General features: G+C 63.7%; 9 protein-coding genes and 1 pseudogene. 6 read left to right on the top strand and 4 right to left on the bottom strand.

All coding sequences use genetic code 11. From position 1 onward, the window contains the following. Positions 1-73: 73 nt before the first annotated feature. A pseudogene (locus tag J7E82_RS20855) lies at positions 74-564 on the top strand (polysaccharide deacetylase); the annotation flags it as partial. On the opposite strand, the gene J7E82_RS17560 reads toward J7E82_RS20855, so the two are convergent. Together J7E82_RS17560 and J7E82_RS17555 are read right to left on the bottom strand one after the other, a co-directional pair. Further along, a complete protein-coding gene (locus J7E82_RS17560) occupies positions 561-1,466 on the bottom strand; it encodes a matrixin family metalloprotease (RefSeq protein ID WP_214864921.1) in 906 nt (301 codons plus the stop codon). The pseudogene J7E82_RS20855 and the gene J7E82_RS17560 overlap by 4 nt on opposite strands. A gap of 109 nt (positions 1,467-1,575) precedes the next feature. Next, positions 1,576-2,739: a VIT1/CCC1 transporter family protein gene (locus J7E82_RS17555; protein ID WP_214864919.1), complete on the bottom strand. Its 1,164-nt coding sequence runs from the start codon at positions 2,737-2,739 to the stop codon at positions 1,576-1,578. Between the two features lie 701 nt (positions 2,740-3,440). Here J7E82_RS17555 and J7E82_RS17550 point away from each other — a divergent pair. Then, positions 3,441-3,635, top strand: coding sequence for a hypothetical protein (locus tag J7E82_RS17550; RefSeq protein WP_214864917.1), 195 nt, complete (start codon positions 3,441-3,443; stop codon positions 3,633-3,635). A gap of 163 nt (positions 3,636-3,798) precedes the next feature. Here J7E82_RS17550 and J7E82_RS17545 read toward each other — a convergent pair whose 3' ends face one another. Beyond that, a complete protein-coding gene (locus tag J7E82_RS17545) occupies positions 3,799-5,316 on the bottom strand; it encodes a sodium:solute symporter (RefSeq protein WP_214864915.1) in 1,518 nt (505 codons plus the stop codon). Positions 5,317-5,626: 310 nt separating this feature from the next. On the opposite strand from J7E82_RS17545, the gene J7E82_RS17540 reads away from it, so the two are divergent. Continuing rightward, positions 5,627-6,202, top strand: coding sequence for a helix-turn-helix domain-containing protein (locus J7E82_RS17540; RefSeq protein WP_214864913.1), 576 nt, complete (start codon positions 5,627-5,629; stop codon positions 6,200-6,202). Positions 6,203-6,229: 27 nt separating this feature from the next. On the opposite strand, the gene J7E82_RS17535 is transcribed toward J7E82_RS17540, so the two are convergent. Next, entirely contained in the window at positions 6,230-8,203 is a 1,974-nt protein-coding gene (locus tag J7E82_RS17535) for an amino acid transporter (protein WP_214864948.1), read from the bottom strand. Between the two features lie 340 nt (positions 8,204-8,543). Between J7E82_RS17535 and J7E82_RS17530 the strand changes: the two genes are divergently transcribed. The 3 genes from J7E82_RS17530 to J7E82_RS17520 all read left to right on the top strand — a co-directional run bounded on the left by J7E82_RS17530 (position 8,544) and on the right by J7E82_RS17520 (position 12,929). Continuing rightward, positions 8,544-9,944 (top strand): ammonium transporter, encoded by a 1,401-nt coding sequence (locus J7E82_RS17530; protein ID WP_214864911.1) that lies wholly within the window; start codon positions 8,544-8,546, stop codon positions 9,942-9,944. Positions 9,945-10,146: 202 nt separating this feature from the next. Then, positions 10,147-11,208, top strand: a complete 1,062-nt coding sequence (speB, locus tag J7E82_RS17525) for an agmatinase (protein WP_214864909.1) — start codon at positions 10,147-10,149, stop codon at positions 11,206-11,208. Further along, entirely contained in the window at positions 11,205-12,929 is a 1,725-nt protein-coding gene (locus tag J7E82_RS17520) for a thiamine pyrophosphate-binding protein (RefSeq protein WP_214864907.1), read from the top strand. Before speB ends, J7E82_RS17520 begins: the two co-directional genes overlap by 4 nt. Positions 12,930-13,051 lie beyond the last annotated feature (122 nt).

The following is a 13,051-nucleotide window of genomic DNA, read 5'->3' as shown; positions in this document are numbered from 1 at the left end:
AACCGGCTAGCTCGCAGTTGTTGTCGCCATGAGCGCGGTGGAGTCAACAACTGCGAGTTACTTGGGGTGGCGCCTGTTGGATGGGGACGCCCCTTACCGCTTCACTGTGGGGGACGTGAGTGTTGGGGACTTGAGCCTGGGGGACGACGAGCGGGACCTGGTGGAGATCCCGGTTGACTGGGCGCTGGATGATTGGGAGCAGTACGCTTTCTACCCTGGAGTGACCGGCAGCGGAGTTATCGAAAGCCCGGCCAAGGTCCTGGAAATGTGGACCTTCGAGGCACAGGCACACCATTCAGCCGGCAGCTGCTTCGTCCTGACGAACCACCCCTTCATCTCCGGCAGGCCCTCTCGGGCTGTTGCCCTGGAGAAGCTCATGGAAAGGGTCAAGGACCTCGACGGGGTGGGTGGCGACGCTGGAACAAATAGCCGAGCACACCAAGGCCAGTCAACGAGATACATAGCCACGCGAGGATTGACGTTCCGGCTTTCCCTGACACAGGCGCCCGATTCCTCGCCTCCGGGATCATGCCGGCGCGGGCCGGCGAGGCTGTACGCGACTAGTACAGCTTGCTGCAGGGACCAGTGCCGAGGATGGCCAGGCCGGCCAGGTCACCATCCTCGAAATCCCGCACGTTGGAGGCTTCGTCGTACATCAACTGCCCCGGATCATTGACGTGGTCGAGTCCTAGCAGGTGGCCCAGTTCGTGCATGATGACGGCTGTGGCCACCTGTCTTCCGCCGCGCTCGGCCAGAACGTCCTCAAACTGCGGCGCATCCAGTGACACAGTGCCCGTCACATAGGCCTTGAAGCCGTTGCTGAGGCTGATGGCCGAACTCCCGCCGAGGCCAACGGTCTGACCCGATAACCTGGGGACGAGCTGGGGGTTGGCCCAGGCGATCAGCACAGGGGCCCAGCGATCGCCATATGACCCGGGCTGGTAACCGGGCCGTTCATCGGAAGGCAGCTCCTGGGTGGTGCCGTCGAAGATGAACTGCAGTCCGGAGGCGCGGCTGGTCCTCCTGATGGCTTCCTCAAGTATGGCTTCAACTCCTGGCGGGGCCTGTTCCTGGTTGACCACATAATGAATGGGGCGGCACGGCGAGTAGGTCAGGGGCGAGCCGTCTGCTTTGACTGCCAGGAACTCATACGAATCGCTGATCCAAGACTCCAGGGCGGGGCGGCCCAGCGGGGCGTCGGCCTCTTCCTGTCCGGGTGGCGGTTCATGCCGCTGACCGAATGGCAGCAGGCCAGGTCGTGGCACAGGCGTATAGCTGCTGGATCCCTGCGGAAAGACGTCAAGTTCCCGGCTGAAGTAGGCCCCGGCCAACACCAGCGTGATGATGAAGAGAAGGAATGCGATCGCCGCCAGGCTGCTATGCTTCAGGCCCGTGCGCCGGGGTGCAGTGTAAGGGCGGGGTGCACTGTAAGGGCGCGGCCATTGCGGAGTCTCATCAGGTTCCATTGAACCCCCTGCCACCGCGACTGCGCCCCGGGCGGTAAGTGCCGCCGTCGGCATTTAGAAGCAAGCTTAGGACCAGCCGGTCCGGCCGTCCACAGCAGTCGCACGTGTCCTAGGCGATGACCGAGCCGAAGGCGAGTCCGAGCAGGTAAGTGGCAGCCGCCGCACCAAGGCCAATAGCCAGCTGCCGGAGGCCGCGGCTCAGCGGGGACGTTCCGGAGAGCAGGCCGACGACGGCGCCAGTCGCCAGCAGCGCCAGGCCCACCAAGACACCTGCCACAACGAGCGCGGCAACGCCGGTCAGGCCGAAAATGAAGGGCAGGATCGGAATTACCGCACCGGAGGCGAAGAAGCAGAAACTTGAAAGCGCCGCGCCCATGGCCGTGCCGACGGTCTCGTGCTCGTCCCCGGCCTGCTCTTTCTCCGGATGGAGCGAGAGGCTGGGATCGCAGTCGCAGCTGTAGAGGCCCATGCGTTCGGCTGCCCGGTGCTCGGCGACGTCGCGCGTCATTCCCCGAGCCAGGTACACGAGCACCAGTTCGTTGTGATCGATGTCCAGTGAGGGCGCCGCGGACAACGTAGCCTGCGTGGGGCGGGTGGCGCTCAGGAGCTCCCGCTGGGACCGGACCGAGACGTACTCGCCGGCGCCCATGGAGAGCGCGCCGGCCAGCAGGCCCGCGATGCCACTGAGCAGGACCACAGGACTCGGGACACCTGTGGCGGCCATGCCCATGACGAGGGAAAGATTGCTGACTAGGCCGTCGTTTGCCCCGAAGACGGCGGCACGGAACGTGCCGGACAGACGGTTGCGGCCCCTCGTAGCCAATCCACGGACGACTTCCTCGTGGATCTGCTCATCCGCGGCCATAGCCGGCGTCGCGGCCGGGTCATTGGCGTAGGGAGAACGGCCTTCGGCACGCTGCGCCAAGGCGAGAACAAAGACCGAACCGAAATGCCGGGCCAGGAACCCCAGGAACTGGCTGCGGAGTGAAGCGGGGCGGGCCTTGCCGGCCTCATCCCCGAGGAGCCGAAGCCAATGTGCCTCGTGGCGCCCCTCGGCTTCGGCCAGTGCCAGCAGGATGTCCCGCTCTTCGCCGTCGCGACGCTGGGCCAGTTCCCGATAGACAGCCGCTTCGGCTCGTTCATCCGCTAGGTATTGGCGCCAACGCTTGATGTCAGTTGCAGAGGGGGACGGCCGGCCTGCACCCTGTGTGTTGTGGCCGGCAGGATGCGGGTCGGGGGAATCTGCGTGCGGAAATTCTGCGTGCTTTTGCACCGGTGCTCCTGGGCTGGTTTGGGCTGCTTGGCCCCATTGCAACGCCCACTGTACCGCGTATTTCCGCGGATTTTCGGCCGGTATTCCTCACTCAGGAGTTTCGGTAAACCTCAATCCAGTCCAGGATCTGGTCCTCGCTCAGGTCCAGGGCGTGGCGGGATCCGGGGGCGGCAGAGGGTCAGGTCCGGGACGCGGTGGCTCACCGGGATCTGGCACCGGGTGCGGCTCCGTCGGGTCCGGTGGCATGGGACCGGGCTCGGTTGGATCCGGGTGCGGCGGGAAGGGTTCCCCGGGGCCGGGCCGATCAGGACCCGGATGACTTGGGTCCGGATGAGTGGGATCGGGGAAAGGCCCGGGCTGGGGACCCGGCGGTTGCGGAGTCGGCTGCGGAGGGAAGGGCGGCCACGGTTCCGGCGGGACGGCCGGCTCCTTTGACGCGGGTTCTTGTTGGTGATTCATGGTCAGACCCCTTCCTTGCGTTTCCCATGCTCGTCCGGCCGAGGAAGCCAGTCAACCCCGGAGGCCAGACAAACCGGGGAGCTTTCAAACACGGAGAGCCAGCCAAGCGAACAGGTTCCGGTTTGCCTCTGGGAGACCTTGACCGGTATTGGGCACGGTGTTCAGATGGTGATAGGGGAGGGCGGCTCAGCGCCCACCACTTATGCGGATTGCACTGCAATCCGCCGGACGGAGGTTGCAGCATGGACGCCACCGATTCACCCAAAAAGCGCCCGGGACGATCCACCATCGAGGGGGATCCTGCCTACGACTATGCTGAGGACCAGGCAGTAGAGCAGGACTGGGACGAGGAGGACGACGTCCTGGATACCGAGGAGCGCGTTGTCCCGATTGACGACGAAGTCAACCGCGCGGCTGACGAATCCAGGGAGTCGTAAGCTTCCCACCCCCCAACTACGTCGCAGTTGTTGTCGCAAAAACCCGTATTAACGGCAACAACTGCCAGCTACTTGGGCGCCAACAGCGCGACGGCGGCGCTTCCCACGTGGGGAGGCACCGCCGTCGTACGTTAAGTCCTGCCGGTTCTGAGAAGTTGAACTCTCAGAGCGTTGCGGCGGGAACCTTCTCCTCGTCCTGCTGCGTCCCGGCAACGCGAGCAGTCCAGGCCTTCATGACGGCGGGATCCGTCCGTGGGCTGAGCAGTGAAACCGCGATGTACACCAACGCCGAGGCGATGAGGCCGTAGTAGATCGGCTCGTTGGCGTAGATTCCGTCCAGCGGTGCCTTGGCGTTGATCTCCAGGATGATCATGGTTCCGAGGGTGACCACGGAGCCCACTCCCATGGAGGCAGCTGCGGCAATTCCTGTTCCGCGCTTCCAGACGAGTCCTCCAATGATGGCAACGAGCAGGCCGCCCACCAGGATGTCGTAAGCGATGGTCAGGGCGGCGACGACGTCCTTCGTAGTGATCGCGATGATGATCGCCACTATCCCGAGGCCCAGAACCCAGTAGCGGTTCGCCTTCACATCGTGCTCAGGGTTGTCCGAGTCTGAGGTGTCCACCTTCTTGCCGAACCAGCTCGCGACAAACGGAGCGACGTCGGCCCGTGCCACAGTGGCGGCGGCGATGAGCGCGCCCGAAGCGGTGGACATCATCGCTGCGACGGCGGCCGCAAGAACGAGGCCGCCAATGCCGATGGGGAGCAGGTTCGTGGCGACCTCGGCATAGACGTCGTCCTTTGCCTTGATCTCGATATTGGCCAGGGCAACCTTCGCGGCCATGCCGATCAGGGCGCCCGCCAGGCCGTAGAGGATGCAGTAAACACCGGCGGTTGCTCCACCCCAGCGCGCAACCTTTGGAGTCTTTGCCGTGAAAACACGCTGCCAGATGTCCTGGCCGATGAGCAGGCCCAGGGTGTAAACGACGAAGTAGGTGATGATGGTCTGCGTGCCGATTCCATCGATCTGGAAGAAGCTGGCTTCAACGCGGCTGCGGATACCCTCCATGCCGCCTGCGGCGTTCAGCGCGAAGGGCAGCATGAGGAAGAAGATGCCCACGGTCTTGATGACGAACTGGACCTGGTCCGCCAGGGTGATGGACCACATGCCCCCGATGGTCGAATAGACCAGCACGATTGCGCCGCCAATAGCGATCGCAAGTGCCCTGTCCCAGCCAAAGAGGACCACGAAGATGGTGGCGTAGGCGCCGGTGGATGTGGCGCAAAGCATGAGGGTGTAGGCCAGCATGACGATGCCCGAAGTCTGCGTGGCATGGCTGCCATAGCGAAGGGTAAGCATCTGGGAGACCGTGTAGATCTTCAGTTTCTGGATGGTCCCGGCGAACAGCAGGCTCAGCAGGAGGACGCCGGCACCGATGGCCACCACGAGCCACATGCCGGAGATGCCGAACTTGTAGCCCAGGCCGACGCCGCCCACTGTCGAGGCGCCGCCGAGAACCACAGCAGCCATGGTTCCCGTGTAGAGGAACGGGCCGAGACGGCGGCCGGCCACGAGGTAATCGCTGTTGTTCTTCGTACGCGACTTACCCCACCAGCCAAAGGCGAGCATGGCCAGGAGGTAGACCACGACTATCGCAATGTTGAGGAAATTGGAATCCATGATTGGGGGCTCCTTGGAGCTGATGCGTGCAGGCCGGCCGGTCCGGCTGGAAGCGGGACATGGGGGATGCCGAAGCTGCACGGATGTTCTGGAGTGTTACTAGGGTTCGGGGCCAATGCTTGACGATCCGCGGTGGGGATCTGGACAAATTGCCTTGTAGACAACCTTTGTTGCACATAAGGTTATGTTGTGACTGGCGTAACAGTCAAGGTGCGTATAGGCTGCTTCGCCTTTTGAGGGCCGTGGCAGGCACCGATCCGGCTACTATGGCTCCAGTGAAGGGCCGGTGTTGGCCATGAAAGGTTCGTGAATGAAGGCTCTACCGGTTGAACCAAGCAATGTTCCAGTTGCCATTGGTTCCAGGATCCGCGCCGCGCGGCAGTCGCAGCGACTGACGATTGAACAGGTTGCGGAAGCCACGGGCCTGACCAAGGGCTTCCTGAGCCGGGTGGAGCGCGACCTGACATCGCCGTCGGTGGCCTCTTTGGTGACCCTGTGCCAGGTGCTTTCGGTGTCGGTGGGCGATCTGTTTGCTGCGCCTGAGACCCACCTGACGCGACGGGCAAGCGGTCCGCGTATCTCCCTGGGAGGCGAGGGCATAGTAGAGCGGCTCCTGACAGCCCGTTCCGAACGCCGCCTCCAAATCATCCAGGCCACCATTGAGCCGCGCGGTCGTGGCGAAAAAGAGCTTTACGCCGTGGATTGCGACGTCGATGTCCTCCACATCGTCAAGGGCAGGCTCACTTTGGTGCTCACCAATGAGGAGTATGAACTCGAAGAGGGGGACACCCTGTCCTTCCCCGGCAGGGAACCGCACACTTGGGTCAACCCGACGGACGAGTCCGCGGAAGTCCTCTGGATCCTGGTGCCAGCAGCCTCACGCTGACTTAGGGAGTGCCTGCGCAGCCGGAAATCAGCCCACGTGCACCCATGGCCGGCGGGTGACGTCCGGTTCGGCTTCCCGAAGGACTTCCCTGGTCACGGGCGCGATTTCGCCTTCCCCGAAGAACAGGAACTTGCTGAGGTTGGCGATCGGGTTTCCCTCCGTCCAGCGGAAGTAGATGTGGGGCATGAGGCCCGTTACGTCCCGGATGTGCAGCAGCACCGCCGCCAGTGTGTTGGGCACGTTGCTGCTGTGGACCTGCAGGATCTTGAAGCCGTGCCGCTCCTTGCCTTCTACCAACAACTCCTCTTCGAAGTCCGAGCTGTCTCCAACGATGATCTCGATGAACAGTGCGTCGCTGTCCGGCGGGAGGTGGTTGGCCTGCTCGGCGTGGGCGAGCTTCCCGCGGTAGCGGCTGGCGCTTAGGCGCTTGGGTTCGTGGGCAATGATGCGGATGGGGCCGTCTTCCCTTGCGGCCGTGAATTCCAGCGCCTTCTCGTCCATCTTGATGTGGGTGGCCCTCAGCTCAAAGGAGCGGCGTACGCGCGACGCGAAGCTGACAACCAGGATGCCGAGGATGAACATGGCCGCGATCCTGATGCCATCGGGACGCTCCACCACATTAGCCACGGTTGTGTAGACAAAAACGACGGCGACAGCACCGAAGGCGGCAGTCCGGATGCCCTGCTTCTTCCGGCGGGCCGAAAGCGTCACCGCAATGGACGCTGACGTCATGAGGACCAGCACGCCAGTGGCGTAGGCGCCGCCCTGGGCCTCGACGTCGGCTTCGAAGACAACAGTGACGAGGAACGCCACTGCCGTGAACAGGAGGACCAACGGACGAACCGCCCTGGTCCACGCAGGGGCCATTCCGAAGCGGGGGAGGTAGCGGGGGACGAGGTTCAGCAACCCGGCCATGGCTGAGGCGCCGGCGAACCACAGGATTGCAATGGTGCTGATGTCGTAGACGGTGCCGAAGCCGTCGCCCAAGTACTGATGGGCCAAAAAGGCCAGGGCGCGGCCGTTCGCCTTTCCCCCTGGCTGGAATTCGGCGGCAGGGATGAGGAAGGTTGTGATGAAGCTGGACGTGATGAGGAAGGCACTCATGATGAGGGCCGCCGTCGTCAGGAGTTTGTGGGCGCCGCGAATGCGGCCAGCGGGGGCGGCATCTGTATCCTCGGGGTCGCCCTTGATTTGCGGCATGACAGCAACGCCGGTTTCGAAGCCGGAGAGCCCCAGAGCCAGCTTGGGGAAAACCAGCAGGGCTATGCCGATCATGACCAGGGGGTTGCCGTGCTGCTGGTTCAGGGCGGACCACCAGTCGGTCACTACATGGGCTTCGGCGAAGACGTGCGCCAGGCCGACCAGGACCACGATGGCATTCAGGGCCAGGTACGCCGCCACGAGCATCACCGCTACGTTGATGGCTTCCTTGAAGCCGCGCAGAAACACAATCCCAAGTCCGGCTATCAGGGCCAGCGTAATGGCCACTTCCTGGCCGTGCATCCACTCGGGCGCAAAGGGGTTTTCGATGGCGTGGGCGCTGGCATCGGCTGCCGACAATGTGATGGTGATCATGAAGTCGGTGGCTGCAAAGCCCAGGAGCGCCAGCACAAAGAGCTTTCCACCCCAACGGGGGAGCAGTCGCTGGAGCATCGCGATGGACCCTTCGCCGCGCGGGCTTTCGGCGGCAACGCGCCGATATACGGGGAGCGCTCCGAGGAGGGTAACGGCCACGAGGACCACCGTCGCCAGCGGGGAGACCATGCCGGCGGCCAGCGCCGCGATCGCTGGTTGGTACCCAAGGGTAGAGAAATAGTCGACGCCGGTGAGGCACATGACCTTCCACCAAGGCTGAGGCGCGTGGCCGGCTTCCGGGGTTCCGCGGGGCCCCTGGCGTTTGCCCGAAGCCTGGGGCATGCCCTGCAACAGCCAGGAGTTGAGATTGCCTTTGGGCCTTCGACGGTCTGAGGGGTCGGCGGGCGGCCTGGTCAGCGTTGTCACGTGGTCCCTTTCGCGCAGCACGGTACTTGCCTCGAAGGAGCCTAAGTCCGGCACAGACGCCCTGATCCTGCTCTTAACGGAATCCTTACGCCGATTGTGAGCGGCGTCACTCGCCAGTGATGAGCGGTTGGTCATATTCCTGAATTGCTCCCGACTCGTATCCGACTTCCGCCGCCCGGCTTCTTCACGATGGCCTAACCCTGACGGAGCAGGAAAGAAACATGGCGTGGATAGCCTCGGCGTTGGGGGAACTCACAGGTCTCGCCTGTTCAACGCAGTCTCGCCGATCGCATCACTAGCCGTTCGCATCAATGGTGCACCAGCCGAGGAAGGCTCCCACATGAACTACCTATCAATCCCCGTACCAATGGACGTCGATCCGCTGGCCCTGGATCCCGGGGCTACCGCATGGATGCTGGCCGCGTCCGCCCTTGTCCTTCTGATGACTCCCGGCCTCGCCTTTTTCTATGGCGGGCTGGTCAGGATGAAGTCAGTACTCAACATCATGATGATGAGTTTTGGAGCGATGGGAACCGTCGCTGTTGTTTGGGCCCTTTGGGGCTATGGCCTGGCATTCGGGCCGGACACCCTGGGCGGCCTTGCTGGAGATCCCTTCGCAAACTTTGGACTCAGCGGCCTCAGCAGCGCCATCGGAGGGAAAGCCGCAGGCCTTCCCGACATGGTCTTCATCGGGTTCCAGGCCACGTTTGCCATCATTACCGTCGCCCTCATCTCCGGGGCTGTGGCAGAGCGCGTCCGTTTCGGACCGTGGCTGCTGTTTTCCGCCCTGTGGGTCACCCTGGTCTACTCGCCGGTGGCCCACTGGGTGTGGGGCGGGGGTCTTTTTGGTCCCGACGGCGTCATCGGCAGCCAGGTTTCGGCCCTTGACTTTGCCGGGGGCACAGTAGTCCACATGAATGCCGGCATGGCAGGCCTGGTCCTGGCCGTGATCCTCGGCAAGCGCCTTGGCTTCATGAAGGACCCCAACATCCGGCCGCACAACCTGCCCTTCGTTATGCTCGGTGCAGGGCTGCTCTGGTTTGGCTGGTTTGGCTTCAATGCCGGATCTGAACTGGCAGCCGACGCCACAGCCGGACTTGCCTGGACCAACACACTTTTGGCCACGAGTGCGGCGCTGCTGGGCTGGCTGCTCGTTGAGCGAATCAGGGACGGCAATGCCACCTCGCTGGGGGCGGCTTCCGGCGCTGTGGCCGGCCTTGTAGCCGTCACGCCTGCCTGCGGATTCGTGGACCCCATCGGTGCTATTGCCATTGGTGCCGTGGCTGGCTTCGTCTGTGCGCTCGCAGTGGCTTTGAAGTACAAAGTGGGCCTGGATGACTCCCTCGACGTTGTACCCGTGCACTTCGTCGGCGGCCTCTGGGGCACCCTGTCCCTCGGATTCTTTGCCGTCCCCTCGGCCAAGACCGCCGGCGGGCTCTTCTATGGAGGAGGCCTCACCCAGTTCTGGCCGCAGTTCCTGACCGCACTGATCGTCACAGCCTGGACTGCCGCAATGACTGCCCTCATCGGGTTCGCCATCCACAAAACCATGGGCATGCGCGTTTCTGAAGCCGATGAGACGGCCGGCATTGACGCGGCAGAACATGCCGAAACCGCCTACGAACTAGCCATGGTGGGAGGAACTTTCCGTCCCGGGGAGCCCCATGCCAAGGAGGCCGCGCAGCAGCAGGCAGGCGGCTCCGCCGTCGAGGACCCTGCCGTGGAGGTCTCTCAGCGGTAGTCTCCTCACCGCCTCGAACGAGGCACCAGCCGTTTGCAGAGGCCTGTCCCGCCGAATGGCGGGGCAGGCCTTACGCATTCCCGCCCCTTGGAGTGTCCTTCCCTGATAAGCGAGATTCGTAAACACTTGATTCATATAAGACAACTTTTGGTGTATGATGGGTGTCACACGAACTGATTAGATCTCGAAGGAGAGGCGTATTTTGGAAGAGCTGCGCATCGAGGCCAACGGCAACCTTGGCCCCATTGATTCATCCCGCATCCCGCGCTACGCCGGCGCCGCCACTTACGCCCGCCTGCCTCGCCTGGACCAGGTCACCAAAGCCGACGTGACCGTCGTCGGAGTTCCCTTTGACTCGGGCGTCTCCTATCGGCCCGGTGCCCGCTTCGGTGCCAACCACATCCGTGAGGCCAGCCGCTTGCTGCGCCCCTACAACCCCGCCTGGGATGTCAGCCCGTTTGAGAACATCCAGGTTGCCGACGCCGGAGACATGGCCGTCAACCCCTTCAACATCAACGAGGCAATCGAAACCGTCCAGCAGAATGCCCTCGACTTGACGGCCAGCGGCAGCAAGCTGGTCACCCTCGGCGGAGACCACACCATCGCGCTGCCCCTGCTCCGCGCCGCTGCACAGCGTGCCGGCGAGCCGGTCGCCATGCTCCACTTCGACGCGCACCTGGACACGTGGGACACCTACTTCGGTGCCGAATACACGCACGGCACCCCGTTCCGCCGCGCTGTTGAGGAGGGCATCCTGGACACCGAGGCCATCAGCCACGTGGGAACCCGCGGACCGCTTTACGGCAAGAAGGACCTCGACGACGACCATCGCTTCGGCTTTGGCATCGTCAGCTCGTCGGACGTCTATTATCAGGGCGTTGCCGAGGTAGTGGCTAAGATCCGGGATCGCATCGGCAACCGCCCGCTCTACATTTCTGTCGACATCGACGTACTCGACCCTGCCCATGCACCCGGAACAGGTACGCCCGAAGCCGGCGGCATCACCAGCCGCGAGCTGCTCGAAGTCATTCGTGGCTTCCGCGGCATGAACCTCGTCGGCGCCGACATCGTGGAAGTTGCCCCGGCCTATGACCACGCTGAAATCACTGGAGTTGCCGGCAGCCATGTGGCCTATGAACTGGTGACCCTGATGGCGGACAATGCGGTTGAGGGCAACCGTGTCGGCACTCCGAACGGCTATGCAGCCCAGGCCCTCGGCAATCGTGTGGTTGAGCTGGCGGAGACCATGGGGGGCGAGCGATGATCGATTTCGACCCGGGGACGGCGGCTGCTGCCGCAGGGGAAAGCGCAGGAACTGGCCAGCGAAACGGCGGGGACCTCGTCGTCGAGACCCTCGAAGCGCTGGGCGCGAAGACGGTCTTTGGCATTCCCGGCCAGCATGCCTTGGGGCTTTTCGACGCCATGGGCCGCGGCAATCTGCAGTTCGTTTCCTCGAGGGTGGAAAACAACTCCGCCTTTGCAGCCGACGGATACTCACGTGCCACTGGTGAAGTTGGCGTACTGTTCCTGTCCACTGGCCCGGGCGCGCTGACGTCCCTGGCCGGACTGCAAGAGGCCTATGCCACCGGTGTTCCCATGGTGGTAGTGGCCAGCCAGATACCGCTTGAGGGTCTCGGCGCGCGGCGCAAGGGTATGCTGCACCAGCTGGATGACCAGAAGGCCTCCGCGGCGAACGTCACCAAGAGCCAGCGGCTGATCCAGCACGCTTCCGGCATCCCGTCCGCGATCCAGGACGCGTGGACTGAGGCGATCTCCTCGCCGCAGGGCCCTGTGTGGATCGAAATTCCCCAAAACGTGCTGCTCGATCCCATCGTGGTGCCGCCTGTGGAGGACGCACTGGCCGAGGCAGCGGATAACCCGCCGCGCGTCGAGCTGGTTCGCGAGGCCGTGAAATGGCTTTCGGCGGCGGAACGTCCGGCAATCATTGCGGGCGGCGGAACGCGCCGTGGCCGGGCTGAGAAGTCGCTTTTGTCGATTGCGGAGCAGTTGCACGCCCCGGTGATTTGCACTCCTGGCGGCAACGGTGCATTTCCCTGGAGCCATGAGCTGAGCCTGCAGTCATGGATCGAGGACCGGTACATGACGGACCTGCTCGAAGACGCCGACGTCCTGGTGGTCATCGGTTCCTCGCTGGGCGAGGTCACCTCCAACTACTTCACCTTCGAGCCCCGGGGCAGGATCATCCAGATCGACGCCGAACCGCGCGTCCTGGAATCCAACCGGCCGGGCCTGGGTATCCGCGCCGATGCCGGGCAGGCGCTGGCCGCCCTCGACGAGGCGCTGCGACCGGCCATGGAGCAAGCCGAAACCAGGCCGAACTGGCACGGCAAGAACCCCGAAGAGCTGCTTCGCGAAACGTTGGCTAAGGTCCGGGCGCGGCTGGAATCCCAGGACCTGGCCAAGGAACTGAAATTCATGGCCGATATCCGTGAGGCCGTTCCGGCGGATATGCAGACCTTCTGGGACATGACCATTTCCGCCTATTGGGCCTGGAGCTGCTGGGACGCCCGCGACGGACAGTTCCATTCCGCACAGGGAGCCGGCGGTCTGGGCTTCGGCTTCCCGGCTGCCATTGGCGGCGCCGTCGGGCTCGAAACCATCGGCAAAGCCGGGGCGTCTGTGCGCGTGCTCGCCGTCTCCGGCGACGGTTCGGCAATGTACTCGATCTCGGAGCTTGCCACCGCCAAGCAGCACAACGTTCCCGTAACCTGGCTGATCGTGGACGACGGCGGTTATGGCATCCTGCGCGAGTACATGGTTGGCGCCTTTGGCAAGGCCACAGCAACCGAGCTCGCCCGCCCGGATTTCGTGAAGCTTGCAGAAGCCTTCGCTGTACCAGCCGTCAGGGTAGCCCCGGAAAACGTCGGGGACGCCCTCAGGGAGGGCTTCGCCGCTGACGGACCCAACGTCGTCGTCGTCGAAACCCTGCTCAAGATGTTCGGTCCAACTCACCTCGACCACTAAAGCAACGCGGGGTCAATTAGCGCCCATTCTTCGCCCAATCATGGACCGGAAGTAACCCCGTGTCGCTGTTCGGCTAAGCGCGAACCGGTTCCGGCCGGTTCGCGCTTTCGTGTTTAAGGGGC

The organism is Arthrobacter sp. ISL-30, assembly GCF_018613855.1.
GTDB lineage: Bacteria > Actinomycetota > Actinomycetes > Actinomycetales > Micrococcaceae > Arthrobacter.
The sequence above is the reverse complement of the archived record's forward strand: the minus strand, read 5'-3'. Positions and strand labels throughout refer to the sequence as shown.